Source organism: Streptomyces sp. SID13031 (assembly GCF_010548305.1).
Taxonomy (GTDB): domain Bacteria; phylum Actinomycetota; class Actinomycetes; order Propionibacteriales; family Kribbellaceae; genus Kribbella.
On sequence record NZ_JAAGLV010000013.1, the window covers coordinates 72,572 to 93,386 of the forward strand.

14 protein-coding genes are annotated in these 20,815 nt (G+C 67.7%); 5 read left to right on the plus strand and 9 right to left on the minus strand.

The annotated features are described in order from the left end of the window. Window positions 1–158: 158 nt before the first annotated feature. The 8 genes from G3I17_RS42220 to G3I17_RS25125 all read right to left on the minus strand — a co-directional run bounded on the left by G3I17_RS42220 (window position 159) and on the right by G3I17_RS25125 (window position 9,871). Window positions 159–1,061, minus strand: coding sequence for a universal stress protein (locus G3I17_RS42220; protein ID WP_164600045.1), 903 nt, complete (start codon window positions 1,059–1,061; stop codon window positions 159–161). Beyond that, window positions 1,058–2,515, minus strand: a complete 1,458-nt coding sequence (locus tag G3I17_RS25095) for an amino acid permease (protein ID WP_164600046.1) — start codon at window positions 2,513–2,515, stop codon at window positions 1,058–1,060. Before G3I17_RS25095 ends, G3I17_RS42220 begins: the two co-directional genes overlap by 4 nt. A 106-nt stretch (window positions 2,516–2,621) precedes the next feature. Beyond that, entirely contained in the window at window positions 2,622–5,012 is a 2,391-nt protein-coding gene (locus tag G3I17_RS25100) for a VIT domain-containing protein (protein WP_164600047.1), read from the minus strand. Then, window positions 5,009–5,659 (minus strand): MerR family transcriptional regulator, encoded by a 651-nt coding sequence (locus tag G3I17_RS25105; protein WP_164600048.1) that lies wholly within the window; start codon window positions 5,657–5,659, stop codon window positions 5,009–5,011. Before G3I17_RS25105 ends, G3I17_RS25100 begins: the two co-directional genes overlap by 4 nt. 296 nt (window positions 5,660–5,955) lie before the next feature. Beyond that, window positions 5,956–6,609 (minus strand): Rid family hydrolase, encoded by a 654-nt coding sequence (locus tag G3I17_RS25110; RefSeq protein WP_164600049.1) that lies wholly within the window; start codon window positions 6,607–6,609, stop codon window positions 5,956–5,958. After that, window positions 6,606–8,186 (minus strand): FAD-dependent oxidoreductase, encoded by a 1,581-nt coding sequence (locus tag G3I17_RS25115; RefSeq protein ID WP_164600050.1) that lies wholly within the window; start codon window positions 8,184–8,186, stop codon window positions 6,606–6,608. The genes G3I17_RS25110 and G3I17_RS25115 overlap by 4 nt, the downstream gene beginning before the upstream one ends. A 163-nt stretch (window positions 8,187–8,349) precedes the next feature. Further along, window positions 8,350–9,150: a serine protease gene (locus G3I17_RS25120; RefSeq protein WP_164600051.1), complete on the minus strand. Its 801-nt coding sequence runs from the start codon at window positions 9,148–9,150 to the stop codon at window positions 8,350–8,352. Between the two features lie 10 nt (window positions 9,151–9,160). After that, complete coding sequence (locus G3I17_RS25125; protein WP_164600052.1) at window positions 9,161–9,871, minus strand: DUF4386 domain-containing protein; 711 nt, start codon at window positions 9,869–9,871, stop codon at window positions 9,161–9,163. 89 nt (window positions 9,872–9,960) lie between these two features. Between G3I17_RS25125 and G3I17_RS25130 the strand changes: the two genes are divergently transcribed. The 5 genes from G3I17_RS25130 to G3I17_RS25150 all read left to right on the plus strand — a co-directional run bounded on the left by G3I17_RS25130 (window position 9,961) and on the right by G3I17_RS25150 (window position 17,525). Continuing rightward, the gene (locus tag G3I17_RS25130) at window positions 9,961–10,647 is read left to right on the plus strand and encodes a TetR/AcrR family transcriptional regulator (protein WP_164600053.1); all 687 of its coding nucleotides are present in this window, start codon (window positions 9,961–9,963) and stop codon (window positions 10,645–10,647) included. Between the two features lie 251 nt (window positions 10,648–10,898). Continuing rightward, window positions 10,899–13,016: a glycogen debranching protein GlgX gene (glgX, locus tag G3I17_RS25135; RefSeq protein WP_164600054.1), complete on the plus strand. Its 2,118-nt coding sequence runs from the start codon at window positions 10,899–10,901 to the stop codon at window positions 13,014–13,016. Next, window positions 13,013–15,418, plus strand: a complete 2,406-nt coding sequence (treY, locus tag G3I17_RS25140; RefSeq protein WP_164600055.1) for a malto-oligosyltrehalose synthase — start codon at window positions 13,013–13,015, stop codon at window positions 15,416–15,418. The genes glgX and treY overlap by 4 nt, the downstream gene beginning before the upstream one ends. A 3-nt stretch (window positions 15,419–15,421) precedes the next feature. After that, window positions 15,422–17,149, plus strand: coding sequence for a malto-oligosyltrehalose trehalohydrolase (gene treZ / locus G3I17_RS25145; protein ID WP_164600056.1), 1,728 nt, complete (start codon window positions 15,422–15,424; stop codon window positions 17,147–17,149). Between the two features lie 196 nt (window positions 17,150–17,345). Beyond that, entirely contained in the window at window positions 17,346–17,525 is a 180-nt protein-coding gene (locus tag G3I17_RS25150; RefSeq protein ID WP_164600057.1) for a hypothetical protein, read from the plus strand. A 681-nt stretch (window positions 17,526–18,206) separates the two neighbouring features. On the opposite strand, the gene G3I17_RS25155 is transcribed toward G3I17_RS25150, so the two are convergent. Further along, window positions 18,207–20,813 carry a GNAT family N-acetyltransferase gene (locus G3I17_RS25155; RefSeq protein ID WP_164600058.1) on the minus strand — a complete coding sequence of 869 codons (2,607 nt, stop codon included), beginning with the start codon at window positions 20,811–20,813 and terminating at the stop codon, window positions 18,207–18,209. Between the last annotated feature and the right edge of the window lie 2 nt (window positions 20,814–20,815).

Below are 20,815 nucleotides of genomic sequence, written 5' to 3' on the forward strand. Positions count from 1 at the left end.
TGGGTTCCCCTCCCCGTGAAGATCCACCGTCACCGGCAGACCATCAGAGAATAAAGAACGTTTGCTATTTTTTTAACCGCTTTGGGTAAATGGGCAGTTACTATCTGGGTAATCAGACAAACGTTTGCTGCATTGTTCGACCTGAATTGAATATGTTGCTAGTCGGACCAGGTGTAGGTGCCCGAGGGGACCACCAGGGCCGGTACGGGTGTGTGCCGGAGGATCTTGGTCGCGGTCGAGCCCAGGAAGACCCGGGCCAGCTGGCCCAGGCGGCTGGATCCGAGGATCAGGACGTCGTCGGGGGACCACGGGATGGCGGTCAGAGCGCCCTCCCAGCCGCGGCCGCGGGCGACGACTGTCTCCACGTCGGTGACGCCTCGGGATTTGCAGAACTCCAGGGCGTCCTCGTGGAGTTCGATCGCCTGCTCGGCCCATTGGGCGGCGACCATGTCCTCGGCGTCCAGGCCGACCTCGGGTGGGTACATCGTATTGGCGCGCGGGACGAAGGTGGCCACCCGCAGATGGCCGTCGTAGCGCTTCACCAGGGCGCAGGCTGCGGCGAGCGCTTCGCGGGAGCGGTCGGTACCTGCGTAGGCGCAGGTCAAGGAGCCGAAGGTCGCGAGGGGTTCGCCGCCATAGCCCTGGGGTGCGAGCAGGATCGGGACCGGCGACGAGTGGAGCAGGCGCGAGCTGACGCTGCCGACGAGCAGGGAGCCTTGGGTGGCGGCGCGTGCGGAGCCCAGTACGAGCAGGTCTACACCTGACTCCTCGGCCACCCGGACCAGGCCGTCGGCGACGGAGGTCGAGGCGATCCGCCGGAACTCCAGCCCCTCGGGATCGCCCGGCGACAACGCTTCGACCGCGTCGCGGTGCGCTTGCTCGGCGACGGAGTCGAGCCATTGGCGGTACTCGAGATCGACCCGCTCCGTGCCCGGTTCGGAGACGGTCGGGAGCACGGCGACGACGACCAGCTCGGCGCCCGTCGTACGGCGCAAGGTCGCGCCGAGCTCGAGGGCTTCGGGGGTGTCGTCACCGCCGCGGTAGGCGACGACGGCCTTCACTGCTCAGCCTCCTCGACCTCGGCGTCGTGCAGGATCGAATGCTTGTGGCTGTAGAGGAAGTAGACGGCCAGGGCCAGTACCAGCCACAGCCCGACCGAGATCCAGGTGACGGCGGCGATCGTGCTCGCGGCGTACGCGCAGGAGATGATCGACAGGATCGGGATCACCGGGCCGAACGGCAACCGGAAGCCGCGCTCCAGATCGGGCCGGGTCCGGCGCAGGATGATCACCGTCGCCGAGACGACCATGAACGCGGCCAGCGTGCCGATGCTGACCAGGTCGAACAGCTTGTCGATCGGTACCACCGCCGCCAGCACGGCGATGAAGGCGCTGGTGACGAGGACGTTCTTGTTCGGCGACAGGGTGTTCTTGTTCACCTCTTTGAACAGCGGCGGCAGCATCCCGTCGCGGCCCATCGCGAACAGGATCCGGGTCTGGCCGTAGACGGTGATCAGGGTGACCGAGAAGATCGAGATGACGGCGCCCGCGGCGATGATGATGCCGGGCAGCGAGATCCCGGTGACGTCGTCGAGGATGGCTTCGAGGCCGGCGTCCTGGCCCTCGAACTTCGAGGTCTCCTGGGCGCCGACGGCGGCGAAGGCGACGAACAGGTAGAAGACCGTCACGATCGCGACGGCGCCGAAGACCGCCCGCGGGATGGTCCGGCCCGGGTCCTTGACCTCCTCGCCGGCCGTGGAGACGGCGTCGATCCCGAGGAAGGTGAAGAAGATCGCCGGGATGGCGGCGGAGATGCCGCTGATGCCCTCGGGAGCGAACGGCTCCAGGTTGCCGGCCTTGAAGCCGGTCAGCGCCAGTACGACGAACAGCGCCAGCACGCACAGCTTGATGACCACCATGATGGCGTTCGCCCTGGCCGACTCCTTCGCGCCGCGGAGCAGCAAGAGGCAGCACATGCCGACCAGGACGACGGCGGGCAGGTTGATGATGCCGGGGCCTTCGGCAAGCAGTCCCGAGCTCAGCGACTCGGGGATCCGGAAGCCGAAGACGTCGTCGAGCAACGCGTTGAAGTACTCGGCCCAGCCGACCGACGTGGCGGCTCCGGCCACGCCGTACTCGAGGATCAGGCACCAGCCGACGATGTAGGCGGGAAGCTCGCCGAGCGAGGCGAACGAGTACGAGTAGGCGGAACCCGAGACCGGGATGGTCGAGGCGACCTCCGCGTAGCAGAGCGCGGTCAGCGCCGCGATGATGCCGACGAGCAGGAAGGTGACCATGACGGCCGGGCCGGCCTTGGGCACCGTCACCGCGAGGACGAAGAAGATCCCGGTACCGATGGTGGCGCCGACGCCGAACATCATCAGCTGGAACGTGGTCATCGATCGCTCGAGATGCTCCGAGCCGTGTTCACCGCGGCTGGCGGCGAGCATGTCGTCGATGTTCTTCTTGCGCAACAGCGGGTGCGACGGTGACGGCGGACGAGTGGCTCTGCTCATGGTGGCCTCCGACCGGATCGGTCGGGCCAGCGTGACAGCGCGGGACCGGCAAGTACAGGCCTAACTCGTTCCAGCCACCACGGGCTGGAACGAGTCTTCGGCTGTCTCAGGAGCGTTTCCAGAAATCCCGTCGGGGCGCCCTGGCGGGGGTGGGTGAGCCGGCGAACTCGTCCAGGACGCGCAATGCCTGCTGCCATAGGGCATCGATGTCTTCGAGGGGTGTGCTCTCGACGGCTGTCAGCGCGGTGACGAGCTTGCGGAGTGGGTCGGCCTCCGAACCGAGCTGCTGGACCAGGGCGTCGAGGCGGCTGGCCAGGTCGGACAGGATGAGCCGCCGTTGCGCGCTGGTCGGCGTACCGGCTTGGCGGAGGAGGGTTGCTTCGGCGGCTGCCTGGGCGCGGGCTTCCGTGAGTGGGTCGCCGTGCGCTGCCTGCTCCTCGACGAAGGAAGGAGGCTGTGCAGCGCGTTTCACGCTGCGAGAGAAGAGCCCTGGGCCGTCGCCGAAGGCCCGGCCTAGGGCCGGGCCAGCCGCGCCTCCGGGGGCTGACCCGCTGGCGTTGATGGCCATCGGAGCGAAAGCGGCCGCGGCGAAGCCGGTCGGGGCGGCCGGCATGACCCAGCCGGAGGGGAGTTCGACGGGCTGGGTGACCTGGTGCTTGGGGCCGCCTTCTGCGACGACTCGGGAGTCGACGGCGACGAGGGCGGTGAAGCGGCAGAGGACGTGGTGCCTCAGCGAGACTGCGACGATCTGCTGCTCCAGAGCCTCGTGGTCGCCGTGGGTGATGGTGTAGCGGTCCTCGAGATCGCGAAGGTGGGCGCGGGCCCAGACCGGGGCTGCTGCGCCTTGCGTTTGGACTGCCGGCACTGTGACCTGCCATTTCTCGCCCGCGGCCGTAGTGCCGTTCAGGTGGGCGACAGCGCTGTCCTGTGCGGGTGCCGTAACGCGGTAGCGGCCGCGGAGTACCAGCGGGACACCGGCGAACGCGTTGGGAGTCCGGGCCGGGCTGATGGTGTCGTCGAGCAAGGTCAGGCCGTCGGCCGACAGCGTGACGCCGGTGAGCAACGGCGTACCGATGCGGAGGTGGATGCGGTCGAGTGCTTCGTCGAGGCGGTCTTCGCTTTCGACGAGCTCGCAACGGCCGCCGCCCAGGCCGGCCAGCCGGCCGAGGAAGCCTGCGTTGACCGCGCGATCGATGCCGACGGTGTGAATCCGTACGCCGGCCAGCGATCCGGCCAGCTCGGACAGGATCCGGTCCTCGTCGCCGATCTGTCCATCGGTCACCAGGACCAGGACGCGATCGCGCTCGCCATCAGTGTTGTTGAGCAGGTTGGCCGCTTCGCGGAGTGGAGTGAGCATCTCGGTGCCGCCGCGGGCGGTGAGTCCGGCGAGGTGCTCGACGGCGCGGAAGCGATGGCGGTCGGTGCCTTCGGCAAGTTTGCCTTCGGGGAGTCCGGCCGGCCGCTCGACGACAGTGTCGAAGCTCAGTACGGCGAAGCGGTCCTTGGCGGTGAGGGTGTCGACGATCCGGGCGGCCGCGCGGCGGGCCGCGACCATCTTCCAGCCGTCCATGCTGCCTGAGCGGTCCAGCACCAGGACGACATCTCGCGGCCGCGCCACGACGGACTCGACCGGCGGCAGGACGGTCAGCTCGAACGTTCCTTCACCGTCCTCGCCAGGCTCGACGGTGAAGGCGGTGGTGGTCGCTTCGGCCTCGCCGTACGCCAGCCTGAGGATGAAGTCGCGGTCGACGCGTTCGCCCGGGGTGATCGCGACGGTGGTCAGGCGGTCGCCTTGCTCGGTGCCGATCGCGTGCAGGCTGGAGCGGATGCCGTGCAGCGGGAGGCCGGCTGCGTCCACGTCGGCGCGGATGCTCAGCCGGACCGGGTTCGGGAAGCCGGGGAGCAGGATCGGCGGGGTGATGCGGGAGGCGTCCGGTACTGCGTCCGTGTCGGGCACAACGCCGTCGCCGACGCTGGATCCGGGCAGCGGTGCGCCAGGGATGTAGCGCGGGGCAACCACCAAGGGCAGCCGGTACGTCGCTTCGCCGTCCTCGTACGGGAGGGGGCCGACCAGGGTGAGCTGCACGGACACTCGCTCGCCGGGGACGATGTTGCCGACGCGCAGGGTGAAGACGTCGGGGCGCTCCTCCTCGGCAATGGAGGCGCGTTGACCGGCCGCCAGCGCTTCGTCGTACGTCGCTCGTGCTTCTGCTCGTTCCTTGAGCTCTGCCTCGACGGTCCGGCCGTCGGCTGTCATCTTCAAGCCGGTCACCGCGGCGCGGGCGGGCAGCGGGAAGATGTACGTCGCTTCGAGCGGGACGTTGTGCGGGTTGTGGAAGTCCTGGGTGAGCACCGTGCGCGCGACCAGGCCGGTGATGGTGGCGTGCGCGTCGATGCGCTCCAGCGGGAGGTTTCCGCGCTCGGTGCTCAACGTGCCGAGACCTGCGTCGGGGGCTGCCAGTACTTCGTCGGGTCCGAGGGTGGGCAGAACGGTCATGTCTCGTCTCCTGACGATGGTTGGTGAACCAGCCCCTGTCGAGCAAGCTCCGCGAGCAGCGGAGCGGCGGCAGCAGCCAGTCGCTCCAGATCCGGCACGACCTCAGCCGCCTGATCAAGCACCACCGTCACCCCGTCAGCCACCCGAACTGCGCCTACGACTGTGGCGGTCGTTGCGGGGTGAGGTGCGGGGAGCCGGTCGGCCCAGAAGCGGGCCCGGGTCGGTACGGGAAGGTCGCGAAGGTGAGCGGCGGCAGGCTCGGCTGGGTCGCCGGGCCGAACAACAGGCGGGTCGCTGGGGCGAGTCGCGGCTCGCTCGGGCGAGCTGGCGAGCAGATCGGTCGGCAGGGCGGCGATGGGTTGCAGGGACTCGTTGGTGGCGCCGGCCAGCTCGGACTGGATCTGGGCGAGCGTGTGTCCCTGCGCCTGGCGCCGCTTGATGGCGACCAGTTGCAGCAGATGGCGGCGGCCGTACAGCGCAGTACGGCCGCGCATCTCAGCCGGCCGGTCGATCAGGCCGGTAGTCGTGTACCAGCGGATGGCCCGCTGGTCCGGAACGGCGCGCACCCGGCCATTGACCTGGCCCGGGTAGTCGGCCAGCGCCGCCTCCACCCGTTCCGCCAACTCACCAAGCGTCCACAGTTCCATCCCCAGATCATGACACTGTCATATAACAGTGTCAACGTCACCCACCCGAACCCGCCTCCCCCGCCCCACCGTCTCAGGGGTTAACCCCCGAGACGGCGGGTTGCCTCCCGAGAATCCGACGGGGCAACCCACCGTCTGAGGGGTTAACCCCTGAGAGGTGGGCAGGGGGGAGGGCGAGGAGTGGTGGGTGGAGGCGCGGTGGGGTGGATGGGGGACAGCGGGGTGGGGGATCGAGCGGCGGGGTAGAAGTGCGGTGGGGGATGGGGTGGTGGGGTAGAAGTGCGGTGGGGTGGGGGTTAGCGCTTTGGGTAGGCGGCGTCTACCTCTAGCTCGACCAGCCAGCCGGCGACCGGGAGGTTCTCGATCTCGAGTGCGAACCTGGATGGACGCGACTTGTTGACGACGAACGGCTTGGCGGGTGCGGCTGTGCCCAGCGGCACCGGCACGTACTTTCCGGTGGTGAGATCGGTGTTGGCGAAGTACTGGCGGTAGGCGCGGTTCCAGCCGGCGAAGTCGGCGGCTGGGGCGCCCGCCGGGTTCTGCAGGAAGACGCGCATCGTGTAGACGTCGGAGTACGAGAGCCCGGCCGCCTTGAGGTTCTCCCCGATCCGCCGCAAAGCGTTGATCCCCTGAGCTTCAGTGATCGTGACGCCGGCCGGCAAAGCGCCGTCAGGGAAGACGACAGTGTCGATGTATGACGCCTCGCTCCCGGCCGGAGCGCTCGGGTTGAGAGCCGTCGGCCCAAGCCCGCTCGTCTTGTAGATGGGCGTGTCGGCGCCGATCCCGACCCCGGTGGCGATCAACGGATTCGCCTGCCCAGCAGGGAGAGCCGGTACGACCGTGCCGGGCCGAGGTGGCTTGGGACGGTCCCACCAGCCGACAGCGGTCGCAGTACCGGCAGTGAAGGAGATTGCGACAACCGCAACCCCGGCCAGAAGACGTCGTTTCATCGGCTCATCACCTTGCTGTGCAGGGCGGTCACGGTCGCCCGGGCGGAGACCATCGCGCCGTGCTGCCAGGCGATGGTGTGGCTGAGGTGGTCACCGGCGAAGTAGATGTTGCCGGTCGGTTCGAGGAGTTTCGCGTAGATGCCGTCGGTCTGCGACGGCCAGCCCACCCAGGAGCCCCGGGAGTACTCCGTCCCGGCCCAGTCCACCGAGAACGCGGCCTTCACGTCCTTGCCGTAGCCGTCGCCGTGGATCTTGATGCCTTGGGCAACGGCTCGCTCGAACCGCGCCGCCGGGCTGAGCGCGCCGTACGCCGTCGCGTTGGCGCCCGTGTTGTAGTAGCCGATCATCGTCCCGCGCTCGCCGTGGAAACCGGTCGACGGGTACCACATGTTGACCAGGTCGAGGTTGCTGTTCGTGATGCCGCCGTAGATCCGGTGGTCGAGCTCCCACCAGCGCCGGCCGTACTCGATCCCGATCTTGCCCGCGTTGGTCGGTTTCGCGTACTGCAGCGCACCGATGATGTCGGCCGGCAGGTTCGACGGTACCGTCGCGGCGATGTGCGGCGGCAGCGCGCAGATCGCATAGTCGGCCTTGATTTCCCTGGCCCGCGAGCCGTTGGTGTAGATCACCGAGACGCCCGACGAGGTGTTGCGCAACCCGAGCACCTTCGCGCCGTAGATGAACTTCTCCCGCCCGATCGCCTGCTCGAAGGCGTACGGGATCCGGTCCATCCCGCCGACCGGCTGGAACATCATCATCGCCTGGTCCCAGCCGAACTCGAACGAGAAGTAGTTGCCGACGCCACTGGCGAAGACGTCGCTCAGCCCGTACGGCGAAGCGGTCTTGCCGCCTTCGAGCCCCGCACCCGGCTCGACCTCGTACCCGCGCCGTCCGTCGGTGCCGGTGTAGGCGAACCCTGCCGCTTTGTTGCCAATGGCACCAAAACTGCCGAGGAAGCCGATCAGCGCCTCCTTGTCGACCGGCGAGAGGAGACTGTCGAGGGCACCCTGGTCGGTGGCCTTGGCCAGCAATTCGGAGACGTAACCGTAGACGTCGGCCTTCGCCGTACGGTGGCGAACCGCCTTGTTCGAAAGGGCTGTGGTCCCCTCACGGTAGAGATAGGCATCGGCGTTCTGGTTCACGAACGGCTCGATCGCGACGCCGAGCTCGCGGCAGTAGTCGAGCGTCACGTGATGCTGCGGGATCCGGCCGGGACCGGCGTTCATGTACTGCCCCTTGGAGAACCTGGCCCGCTGGGTGTTGCCGTGCAGATCCTTCTCCTCGGTGCCGCCGCGGACGGTCCAGTTCCGCCCGCCCGGCCGCTGCCGAGCCTCCAGCAACGTCACCTTGTAGCCGGCCTTGCCGAGCTCGTAGGCCGAGGTCAGTCCGGCGATCCCGGCGCCGAGGATGACGATGTGCTTCTTGCCGCGTCCGTTCAGGTCGTTGCGCGTCGGCGCCGCGAAGGCCGGGGTCTGCGCGGCGGTGGTCAGGCCGAGCGCGCCCATCGTCGAGTACAAGACACCGGCACCGCCGGTGATACCGACCTGTTGCAGGAACTGCCGTCGGGTCTGGGGCATTTTGCCAACTCCTCACTAGGCGGGTGGGGGTGGTAGCTGCCTAGAAAGGTAAGGACAAAGTATTTCCGCGTCGTATCGGCGCTGTGAGTTCTTCGCGCTGATCCGGTCAGCAATGTTACGTGTTAACGAACCTGTCGCATGCCGGGCTCACTATGAGCCGGGGTCAGCCGGCGAGTTGCGCCTGCAGGACCTTCGCCGCGGAGGCGATCTGGGCGTAGACGCCCGGGTAGCCGCGTTCGGCGCAGCCTTTGCCCCACGAGACGGTGCCCAGCAGCCGGCCGTTGAGGACCAGTGGGCCGCCTGAGTCGCCCTGGCAAGCGTCGCGGCCACCCTCGACGTAGCCGGCGCAGATGTTCGTGGCGGCGGCATAGCCGTTGGCGGTGTAGTCCTGGTTGGCCAGGCAGGTCGCATCGCCGAGGTCCGGTACGGCGAGCTTCTCCAGGGTGTCGGCGGGACCGGTGTCCTGCGTTTCACCCCAGCCGTAGACGGTTGGTACGACGCCCTTGCGGTCGGCCTTCGGGTTCGTCTCCAGCGGCAGGACCGGTACGCCGGTGATCGGCCGGCTGAGCGTCAGTACGGCGAAGTCGTAGCGGTTGTCGGTCCTGTTGTAGCCGGGTTGGATCCAGATCGACTTGATCTTCGAGGTGCGGCCGACGCTGGTGTCGCTCAGGTCCGGCCGGCCCTGGATCGCGGTGTAGGTCGAGGCGGGCTTGATCATGCAGTGCGCGGCGGTGATGATCTTGTCCGCCTTGACCAGGGTGGCTCCACACCACCGGCCGGTGGCCTCCGCGGACTCGGTGTTCGTCAGCGCGATCGCCCACGGCGCTTCCGTAGTACTGGCGAGCGTGCCGCCGACGATCAGCTTGGGGTCCTGGCCATCCGGTGAGGCGGTCATCGAGGCGGTCGCGGCGCCGGCGGTGGCGAGCAGCAGGACTCCGGCAATGGCAACGGCGCGCTTCAACATGCCCGCGAACCTACTGCACGTGTGCACTCAAACGCGGTAAGTCATCGGTACGTCGGATGACCGACACGCCCAACGCGATCGTCCACAGGCCCCACGCCGTACTGCCGATCAGCCCGCCGAGCTCCCAGACCGGGAAGCCGGGGATCGCGGTCGCCAGGACGTCGCTCTGGTTGGTCAGGTAGAGCGCACTCGCCACGAACCCGGAGCCGGCGATCCAGCGGTGCTCCCGCAGCAGGGTGACGCAAACCCCCACGCTCCAAGCGATCGCCAGCAACTGACCGAGGTGCTCGCCGAGCAGGGCCCCACCGAACTGATGCTGCGCAGTCCAGGCAGCCTGTACTGCGGCGCGCGTCGTCTCGTCGCCCTCGGCATAGGCGCGGGCGAGCGGTGGCACGACGAAAACCCAGCGCAGGAAGCCGATCAGCGACAGGAGCACCGATGCGGCGCCGAGCCAGGTCGCGGTGCGTAGTACCGGATCGTGGCGGCGGTTGAGCGCTTGTGGGAGCAGCAGGATCGGGATCGCGAGCAGGGCGTAGGTCCAGGCGACCGCGAACCAGGTCCAGATCAGGCTCGTGCCGCCCGCGGTGAAGGCGGGCAGGACGACGCCGGCCGGCTCCCGCAGGATGTCGGGCCAGTCGAAGGTCGACGAGAGAACGCTCGCGGCCACCCCGAAGGCGATCGCGGCGAGGACGAGAAGCGAACCGGTGACACGGCGGATCATGATGCCTCCTAGAAATTGTACGACGTACAGAGTCTGTACGGTGTACAAATGATGTACGCTGTCCAGAGATACGTCAAGAGGGAGGCTGGATGGCACCGGCAGGACGGGGGCGGCCCGGGCCGCGACGGGCGCTGACGGAGGACGAGCTCCTCGACGCGGCGCTGGCGCTGCTCGACGAGGGCGGTCCGGCGGCGGCCTCGATCAGGGGGATCGCCGCGAAGGTCGGCGTCGCGCCGAACGCGGTCTACACCTACTTCCCGGACAAGGCGGCGGTGATCCGGGCGCTGGTCGAGCGGCTGCTCGGTGAGTCCGACAGTGGCGTCTTCGCCGACAGTGGCAGGCCGTGGCGGGAGCGGATCGAAGGGCTGGCGATCGACCTGCGCGAGCGGATGGTCGCGCACCCCGGCGCGGCCGCCCTGCTGATGAGCGGCCCGATGGATGGTCCGCGGGCGACCGCGCTCGGCGAACAGTTGCAGGAGTTGCTGGTCCAGGCCGGTATCGATCCGGTGGCGGCCGCGCGATCGACGTACCTGCTGATCGTCTACGTCCTCGGCTCGATCGCGCTCGAGGTCGCCGACGAGTCCGAGCCCGGTCCGCTCCCGAGCGAGACCGACCGGATCGCCGGCCGCCGCAGCGTCTTCGACCAGATCCCGGCCGACGTCTTCCCGCGCTCGGCCGCGGCCGCGCCGACGATGGCGACCTACATCTCGACCGACCAGTACCGATGGGGTCTGCACCGGATTCTGGACGGCATCGGCGGCTCGATCGATGCATAGGTCTGCGGTGTAAGGGCACAGGTCGGGCAAGAGGTTGCCGGAACTCGAGGTCCCGCAACTTCCAGGCCCCGGCGTTGAGGAAACCAGCGCCGGGGTCGCCTTTCTTCCGCTCGCGAACGGCTCTCTCCCGAGGGTGAATCAGCCCGGCGCTCGGGTGATCGATGGCTTGGGGAGCCGGCCGAAATGAATTCTTGCGCCGAGTTTCACCCCTTCGTTCTGCGTGTGGGGGTCGGGGTGGCTACTGTCATCGGGTGCAGAAATGGCCTGGTCGTCCTTATCCCCTCGGAGCCACGTACGACGGTTCCGGAACGAACTTCGCGCTGTTCTCGGAGGTTGCTCAGCAAGTTGACCTGGCACTGATCGGTGACGACGGGTCGGAGCAGCTGATCCAGCTGACCGAGGTGGACGGGTTCGTCTGGCACGCCTACCTGCCGGCCGTTCAGCCCGGTCAGCGGTACGGGTACCGCGTCCACGGGCCGTACGAGCCCGCGAAGGGGCACCGATGCAACCCGTCCAAGCTGCTGCTGGACCCGTACGCGAAGGCCATCGACGGGCAGGTGGACGCCGACGAGTCGCTGTTCAGCTACCGGTTCGCCAAGCCCGACGAGCTGAACACGATGGACAACCGCGAGCACACCATGCTGTCGGTGGTCACCAACCCGTTCTTCGACTGGGGTAACGACCGGCCGCCGGGGCACGCGTACCACGAGACGGTCATCTACGAGGCGCACGTCAAGGGCCTGACCAAGACCCACCCGGGCCTGCCGGAGGAGATCCGCGGCACCTACGCCGGGATCGGGCACCCGGCGATCATCGAGCACCTCAAGGAGCTCGGGGTGACCGCGATCGAGCTGATGCCGGTGCACCAGTTCGCCCAGGACGGGCACCTGCAGGAGCGGAACCTGTCCAACTACTGGGGCTACAACACGATCGGTTTCTTCGCCCCGCACAACGCCTACTCGTCGCTGGGCGGCCGCGGCCAGCAGGTGACCGAGTTCAAGACGATGGTGCAGGCGCTGCACGAGGCCGATATCGAGGTGATCCTCGACGTCGTCTACAACCACACTGCCGAGGGCAATGAGATGGGCCCGACGCTGTCCTTCAAGGGCATCGACAACGCGGCGTACTACCGGTTGGTGGACTCCGACAAGTCGCACTACTACGACACAACCGGGACCGGGAACAGCCTGCTGATGCGGCACCCGCACGTGCTGCAGCTGATCATGGACTCGCTGCGCTACTGGGTCACCGAGATGCACGTGGACGGCTTCCGGTTCGACCTCGCGTCGACGCTGGCCCGTCAGTTCCACGAAGTGGACCGGCTGTCGGCCTTCTTCGACCTGGTCCAGCAGGACCCGGTGGTCAGCCAGGTGAAGCTGATTGCGGAGCCGTGGGATGTCGGCGACGGCGGTTACCAGGTCGGCAACTTCCCGCCGCTGTGGACCGAGTGGAACGGTAAGTACCGGGACACGGTCCGGGACTTCTGGCGCGGGGAGAAGTACACGCTGGCCGAGTTCGGGTCGCGGCTGACCGGTTCGTCCGACCTGTACCGCGACGACAGCCGCCGCCCGCTGGCGAGCATCAACTTCATCACCGCGCACGACGGCTTCACCCTGCGTGACCTGGTCTCCTACAACGACAAGCACAACGACGCCAACGGCGAGGGCGGCAAGGACGGCGAGAGCCACAATCGCTCGTGGAACTGCGGTACCGAGGGCGAGACCGAGGACGCGGCGGTCCGGAAGCTGCGGGCCAAGCAGCAGCGCAACTTCCTGGCCACGCTGCTGATCTCGCAAGGCGTCCCGATGCTCGCGCACGGCGACGAGCAGGGCCGGACCCAGTCGGGCAACAACAACGTGTACTGCCAGGACAACGAGCTAGCCTGGGTGAACTGGAACCTCGACGAGGAGCAGCAGGACCTGCTGGAGTTCACCGGTGACCTGGTCCGCCTGCGCAACGAGCATCCGGTGTTGCGCCGCCGCCGGTTCTTCCACGGCGACCAAGGGGTCGACGGGCTGGGTGACCTGGTCTGGTTCACCCCCAACGGCAAGGAGATGCAGGACGGCGACTGGAGCCGCGACGACGCTCGCGCGGTGGCCGTGTTCCTGAACGGCGACGCCATCTCCGAGCCGGATCCCCGGGGCGAACCCGTGGTGGACGACTCGTTCCTGATCCTGCTGAACAGCAACTACGAGGCACAGGACTTCCTGCTGCCGACCAAGGAGTACGGCGACGCGTGGTCGGTGGTCGTCGACACCATCAGGCCGACCGGGCGGGTGAACGAGGAAGACCACGCGGCCGGGAGCACCGTGCGGATCGAGGACCACGGCATGCTCGTTCTGACCAGGCCGCGACAGGCAGCGCAGTGACAGCGATCCCGCAGGCTACGTACCGCGTGCAGATCCATGCGAACTTCGGCTTCGACGCGGCCGCAGAGGTCGTCTCTTATCTGCACAGCCTCGGGATCTCGCACCTCTACCTGTCCCCGATCCTGCAGGCGGCGCCCGGCTCCACGCACGGGTACGACGTCGTGGACCACAGCCGGTTGTCGGAGCCGGCCGGTGGACGACCTGCCTTCGACCGGCTCGCCACGTCCCTGGCCGACCACCGCATGGGGGCGATCGCGGACGTAGTACCGAACCATGTGGCCGTGCCGACACCGGCTCGGCTCAACGCTGCGCTGTGGTCGGTACTACGCGATGGACCCGGCTCGCCGTATGCCGAGTGGTTCGACGTCGACTGGGGATCGGGCAACCAGCCGCTCCTGATGGCAGTGCTCGGCCACCGGATCGGCAAGGTGCTCGCCGATGGGGAGCTGTCGGTCGACGGGGACGTGCTCCGGTACTACGACCACGAGTACCCGCTGCGCCCTGGGACGGAGAACCTGCCGATCGCCGAGCTGGTGACCGAGCAGTGGTACCGCCTGGCGCATTGGAAGGTGGCGGACGAGGAGCTGAACTACCGGCGCTTCTTCGACGTCGACACCCTGGCTGCTGTGCGCGTGGAGAACCAGGAGGTCTTCGAGGCGACGCACAAGCTGCTGTTCTCCTTACTGCACGAGGGGAAGCTCAACGGCTTCCGTATCGACCACCCGGACGGCCTGGCCGACCCCCGCGGCTACCTGCGCCGCCTGGCCGAGCGCACGGGCGGTGCGTGGGTAGTGGTCGAGAAGATCCTCGAAGGCGATGAGGAGCTGCCGGGGGACTGGCCCTGCGCGGGCACTACTGGGTACGACGCACTCCTGCGCGTCGGTGGGCTCTTCGTCGACCCTGCCGGAGCAGCACCGCTGTCTGCCTTCCACTCGGAGCTCACTGGCGAGCCGGCCGACTTCGCTCCAGTAGTGGAGCAGGCCAAGCGCGAGGTGGTGAAGCACGGCCAGTACGCCGAGGTGCACCGGCTCGTGGAGCTGCTGGCGCGCATCTGCCAGGACGACGTGCGTCTGCGCGACCACACCCGCCGCGCCTTCCACGAGGTGGTTGTCGAGCTACTGGTGAACTTCGACCGGTACCGCGCGTACGTAGTACCGGGTGAGCAGCCTGATCCGACGTCGGTGCGAGTGCTGGAGCATGCGACCGAGCGCGCTCGCCGCAACCTGGACGAGGACCACCAGGAGACGCTGGAGCTCGTGCGTGACCTGCTGCTGGGGCGCGAGGCCGGTACTGCGAGCCGCATCGACGAGCACGCGCGGTACGAGCTCATCGTGCGGTTCCAGCAGACGTGTGGGCCGGTGATGGCGAAGGGGATCGAGGACACCGCGTTCTACCGGTGGTTCCGGCTCACGTCGCTGAACGAGGTCGGTGGGGATCCGTCGCATTTCGGGGTTTCGCCGGAGGAGTTCCACGCATTCGCGGCCCGGCTGAACGATCGCTGGCCGCGGACGATGACGACGCTGTCGACGCATGACACCAAGCGGTCGGAGGATGTCCGGGCGCGGTTGGGGGTGTTGTCGGAGCAGCCTGCTTCGTGGACCTCGGCGGTTCGGTCCTGGCGGTCGCTGGCTGAGGCTCATCGCGATTCGGAGCTGGACGGGAGTACGGAGTACTTGGTCTGGCAGACACTCTTCGGGACCTGGTCCGATGGGCCGATCGCTGCAGACCGGTTGCAGGCCTATGTTCTGAAGGCGGTTCGGGAGGCCAAGCGGCGTACGAGTTGGACGTCGTCGGACTCGGAGTACGAGGGGATCGTCGAGGCGTTCATCAGCGGAGTGCTCGGGGACGAGGCTGTCCTGGCGGCCGTGGGTGACTTCGCTGATGGGCAGCGGGAGTACATCCGGGCGGCGACGCTGGGGCAGAAGCTCGTGCAGCTGACCATGCCTGGGGTCCCTGACGTCTACCAGGGCACTGAGCTGGTCGATCTGTCGCTGGTCGACCCGGACAACCGCCGGCCGGTGGACTACTCGCAGCGGATCTCTGGGCTGGCCAGGCTGGACGCTGGTGCTCGGCCGCACGGGTTGGCCGAGGAGAAGCTGCTGGTGACGTCCAAGGCGCTGCGGCTGCGGCGGCAGGACCCTGGGGCATTCGCCGGCAGCTACAAGCCGCTGCCGACCTCTAGTGGGCATGCGGTCGCCTTCTGCCGGGGTGAGTCGGTGGTGACGGTCGCTACTCGGCTGCCGGTCGCTCTGCACAGGCTGGGCGGCTGGGGCGACAGCACCGTCGTACTGCCTGAGGGGAACTGGCAGGACGTGTTGACTGGGCGCGCTGTGGGTAGTGGAGCGACTCTCATTCACGAGCTGCTGGAAGAACTACCGGTGGCACTACTCGCTAGGAGCTGATCGGTGCACGCCTTCACTGTCTGGGCTCCTGCTGCTTCTGCCGTCTCGCTGGTGCTCTCGGAGCCGTCTTCGTCGTTGGAGATGCGGCAGGGCTCTGGTGGGTGGTGGGAGCTGTCGGTTGCGTCAGCGGGGCACGGTACTTCCTATGCGTTCTCTGTCGACGGCAGCGAGCCGATGCCGGATCCGCGGAGTCCTTGGCAGCCTGACGGGGTGCATGGGTTCAGCCGGGTCTTCGACACTTCCCGGTTCGAGTGGACCGATGCAGGGTGGGCTGGGCGTGACGTACGGGGTGCTGTCTTCTATGAGCTTCACCTGGGGACGTTCACGGCCGAGGGGACGCTGGAGGCGGCTGCTGGGCACCTGGATTACCTTGTGGCGTTGGGGGTTGAGGTCATCTCGCTGATGCCGGTGGCGGCTTTTCCTGGCCGGCATGGGTGGGGATACGACGGGGTTGATCTGTACGCAGTGCATGAGCCGTATGGCGGGCCGTTGGAGCTGCAGCGGTTTGTGGATCGGTGTCATGCGGTGGGGCTGGCCGTCTGTCTGGACGTCGTCTACAACCACCTCGGGCCGAGCGGGAATTACCTGGGTTCTTTCGGGCCGTACTTCACCTCGAAGCACACGACACCGTGGGGTCCGGCGGTGAATCTGGATGACGCCGGCAGCGATGAGGTGCGGCGGTGGATTTGCGACAATGCGTTGCGGTGGTTCCGGGATTTCCATCTCGATGCGCTGCGGCTGGACGCGGTCCACGCGCTCGTCGATGGCAGCCCGCAGCATTTGCTCGCCCAGCTTTCGGTGGAGACGGCTGCGTTGTCTGCATCGGTCGGGCGGCCGTTGGGGTTGGTGGCCGAGTCCGATTTGAACGACCCGCGGATGGTCGAGCCGGTGGGTGAGGGCGGGCTGGGGATGACGGCGCAGTGGAGTGACGACTTCCACCACGCGCTGCACACGTTGCTGACCGGGGAGCGGGCCGGGTACTACTCGGACTTCGCCGAGCCGGGGGTTTTCGCCAAGACGCTGACCCAGGTTTTCCTGCACGACGGGTCGTACTCGAGCTTCCGTGGGCAGGACTGGGGACGGCCGGTGGATCGGGAGCGGCACAGCGGGTGGGAGTTCCTCGCCTACACGTCGAACCACGACCAGATCGGCAACCGCGCGCTCGGCGACCGGCCGGCGCTGACGCCGGGGCAGCTCGCGATCGGGGCGGCCCTGGTGATCACCTCGCCGTACACGCCGATGCTCTTCATGGGCGAGGAGTGGGGCGCGTCGACGCCGTGGCGGTTCTTCACCGACCACACCGAGCCGGCGCTGGCCGAGGCGGTTCGGGCCGGCCGGCGGCAGGAGTTCGCGGCGTTCGGGTGGGATGCGGAGGAGATCCCCGATCCGCAGGACCCGGCGACGTGGCGGAGTTCGGTGCTCGACTGGACCGAGGTCGACGAGTCGCCGCATCGCGAGCTGCTGCGGTGGTACCGGGATCTGCTGGCGCTGCGGGCGCGGAACGAGGATCTGCGCGACGATCGGCTTACGTCGGTGGAGGTCTGGTCCGACGACTCCTGGCTGGTCATCCGCCGAGGCACCTTGCGGGTGGTGGTCAACCTGTCCGATGCCGAGGTGGTGGTGCCGCTGGCCGAAGTACCGACCTACCAGGTGATGTCGTTCGGGGCAGCCGAGTTGCTCACCGAAGGTGTTCGAATCGGGGGCCACGGCGTCGCCATCTTCGCGAACTGAAAGATTTTTCCGTGAAGAAAGTGCTTACGAAATGTCCCCGTAACGCCTTTGCTCGTTGAAAAGTCTGGACAAACCCGGGAATTTGTCCGTATGTCGTGGGTAGTTCAAGAATCGCTTGTATTCAGGCCCCCTGGTGACGGACTGTAGGAATAGCCAGCAGGAGCCGTGACCGGGGGGAACGACCGGGAGGACACCTATGACTGTCGGAGGAACTGACACCTACTACGACTACGACGAGAAGCAGTGGAAGAGCAGGAGACTAGGCGGCGGCCCCATCGCCCACGGCCCAGTCTGCCCAGCCCCACGCACCGTCGACCATCCCCCATCCGAGCGCCGAGCCGTCCGCGACCACAAGGACGACAAAATCCGCGCTTGACGAGCGGGTAGCAGCACCGGTCGCCGGGTTTCCGCCTCGACCGGTGCAGCCTGTTTCCCACGCACCTCCTTCGTCGGCGCTCTCGGCCGGCCTTCGGGGTGAGCCGGGCTGACCTGCGCCATGCCTTCGGCACTGGAAACGTGGGGCGCCATCCTCGACCGCTCCCTCGATGAGATCTCCGCCGCATCTGCCGACCCGGCTACGTTTGGTCCAGGCGTGTTCGCGGAGTGGCTCCTCATCTGTCAGGGCGCGGAGAAGAGCGGTCCGGGTCGGCGTATGCACTGAGTGACCGTTCATGACACATACGATCCATGTCGACGACGACATTTCGATGACACAGAGGGACCAGGGTGCGCGTACTGGTGGTAGAGGACGACGAAGACCTGCGGATCGCGGTATCCGCAGGTCTACGGTCGGCCGCCTCGCGGTCGATAGTGTTGGTGAGATAGCGATGGCAGGCGAAGCATTGTGGGTAAATTCCTACGACTGCGTGGTCTTCGACCGGATGCTCCCCGACGGTGATTCGCTCCTTCGGAGCTGATCGACGCCGGTCAATGGCTCGCCCTGGCCGACCAGATCGCCTCACGAGTGCCGAGGGACGCCAGGTCCGCACGGACCAGCCCGGCCGCTTCCGGCGAGATCGACTGGAGGTGGTCCTGGCGACGTACCGGGCGTGACGGCCTACGCCTGCTGGGTGAAGGTCTGGCGGGTGAGGAATGCGAGTCGGGCTGTCTTGGGGATGCCGTTGTGCTGGGTGAAGGTGACTTCCGGGCCGAGGGTGAAGCCGGCGCGGGTGAGGCGGTCGATGGCCTTGGCGTTGGTCGCGTCGGGGTCGGCGATCACGCGGGGGTGGCCCTGGTGGTGGAGGAGGAAGTTGCCTAGGGCATTGAGCAGGTTGCCGGTGAAGTTCTGGCGGCGGTCGCCGGGGGCGATGAGGAAGTGGACGCCGAGGTCGCCGGGCTCGATCTGGTACGCCGTTCCGGCTGGGTCGGCCTGGGGGTCGTAGGTGTGGAGGAGCGCGACCGGCTCGTCGTCCAGGCGGATCAGGTAGGCGTGGTGGGTGGGGACGGAGTCGAGGAACTTGTACGTGGCAAGGATTTCCTCGCGAGCCTGGTCGGCCATGCCCCAGAAGGTCGCGCGGTCGGCGGTGACCCAGGCGTGGATGAGGTCGAGGTCGCGCTCGGGCAGCAGCGGCTCGATCCGGACCAGGCCGAAGTTCTCCAGGTGCTGTTCGAAGGAACGGTCCTCGGGGGTCAGGTCGCCGTTGACCGGGGCTAATTCGCCGCGGAGCCAGAGGGGGAGTTGGTCGTGGTGGTGGGGATCGCCGAGGACGCCGGAGGTGCCTAGGGGGACGATCCACGCGCTGTTGTTGCGGTCGGCAACATCCCAGGCGTAGCGGGCGGCGGAGGCACGGACGCAGGTGTCGGTCAGGCCGGGGACGGCTGAGGTGGACATGACGCAGTGGTGGTCGCCGGAGAGGGCTAGCTCGTAGTGCTCGTCGCCCGGAGCGAAGATCGGCCCTCGGAGGGCGTGCAGCGGGGTGAGTTGATGCGTGTCGCCCCAAGGGCCGCGGGGCTTGCGGTGGGCAACTTCTTCCAGGGCTTCCTGGGCCAGCCAGCTGACGTTGACGTCGGGGAGCAGGTCGGTGGCGATCAGATTCTCCAGCGCGAAGTACGTGTGCGCGAGGGTGTCGAGATACGGGACGAACAGGTCGGGGACGTCGACGCCCTGATCGAGTACGGCGAGGGTCGGGTGCTCGGCCAAGCGGCGTACCAGCGACTTGCGGAGGGCGGCGTAGCTGGACGCGGTGGTGCTGGTGGCGTCCATTCGCCGATCCCAGCTGAGGAGTTGTTCGCGCAGAGTGGTTGCCTCGGGCGACAAATCCTTCAAGTCGACGAGGAGGTCCAGCAGCGAACCGGCGGAGCCGAGGTGGGTGTCCTTGTGGATCAACGGCATTTCGGCGGCGGTCCAGTCGTCGCGTTCGGTCAGCAGCTGCTTGATCCTGTCGTAGCGATGGGGGCTCGCGAAGTCAACGCCGAGTGGCTCGGCGACCTCGCGGCTGTTGGCCATCACTGCCACGTCCTCGACCGTCGCCCTGGGCATCGAGTCGTGCCAGCCCTGCCATTCGTGTGCCGCTTCCCACGCCGGTACTACGCGCAGGCGGTTGTCTTCATGGCGCGTCGGGACGAGACCCGCGGTCCGGTGCAGCAGGCCGCCTGCGGTGTCGCCGGCCATCACGACGTTGACTGGCTCCACCCACTTGTCGACGGCCTTGTCGATGTCCTCGACCGTGGTTGCTTCGAGCAACTTCGGGAGGGTGTCGAAGCCGATTCGGTGGGTGACGCGTGGTGGGTAGCGCAGGCTGATCGACTGGGTCTCGTCGAGGCCGCCGATGATGATCGGGCCGCGATCGGTCTCGATCACCTCGATCTCGACCGGGGTCGAGCCGGCGACCTCGATCAGCTCGGTGTGGCGGGTCGCCGGTTGCCAGCCGTCGGGGCCGAGGGCTTCCACTCCGGTGCCGGTGCGACGGAGTTGCTCGGCGTAGAGGTCCTGGTAGTCGGCCATTGCGTTGGTGATCGCCCAGGCGACGTGGCCGGTGTGCCCGAAATGGGCGAGGCCGGGGATGCCGGGGACCGCGAGGCCGATGACGTCGTACTCCGGGCAGGAGAGGTGGATCTGCTGGTAGACGCCGGGGCTCTCGATGTAGCGATGGGGGTCGCCCGCGATGATCGGCGTGCCGGTCGCCGTCCGGTTCCCCGGGATCAGCCAGCCGTTGCTGCCCGCAGTACTGGGGCCTTCGGAGTTGAAGAGGTCGAGCCGTGCGTCGCCGAGATGGCGGGCGACGTGCTCGCGCCAGAGCTTGGTGGGGAAGCCGGCGAACAGGATGTGGATCGCGATCCAGATGCTGAGTGGCGCCCAGGGCTGCCACTCCTGCGGGGTGAGGCCGGTCTGGGTGAACTCGGGAGCGCGTAGGGCAGCGCCGGGGAGGCTGTGATTGACGCCGGCGACGTAGGCCTCGATCCACTCGCGAGTGGAATCGTCGAGGTTCTCCCAGCAGTGTTGGGCGGTGTCGTCGAGGCGCGCCTGGCGGGCGAAGACGTCCCAGCTGAGCGCCTCTGGTCCGAGGAAGGCGGCGCTGGTGCCGAGCGAGCGGCTGTGTTCCAGCTCGAGCTGCCAGGCGCGGTCGGTCGCCGCGTTCTGGCCTTGGAGATAGGCGAGTGCGAGCGGGTCGCCGGCTCTCAAGTGCGGCACACCCCAGGTGTCCCGGTCGACCTTGGCGTCCACTC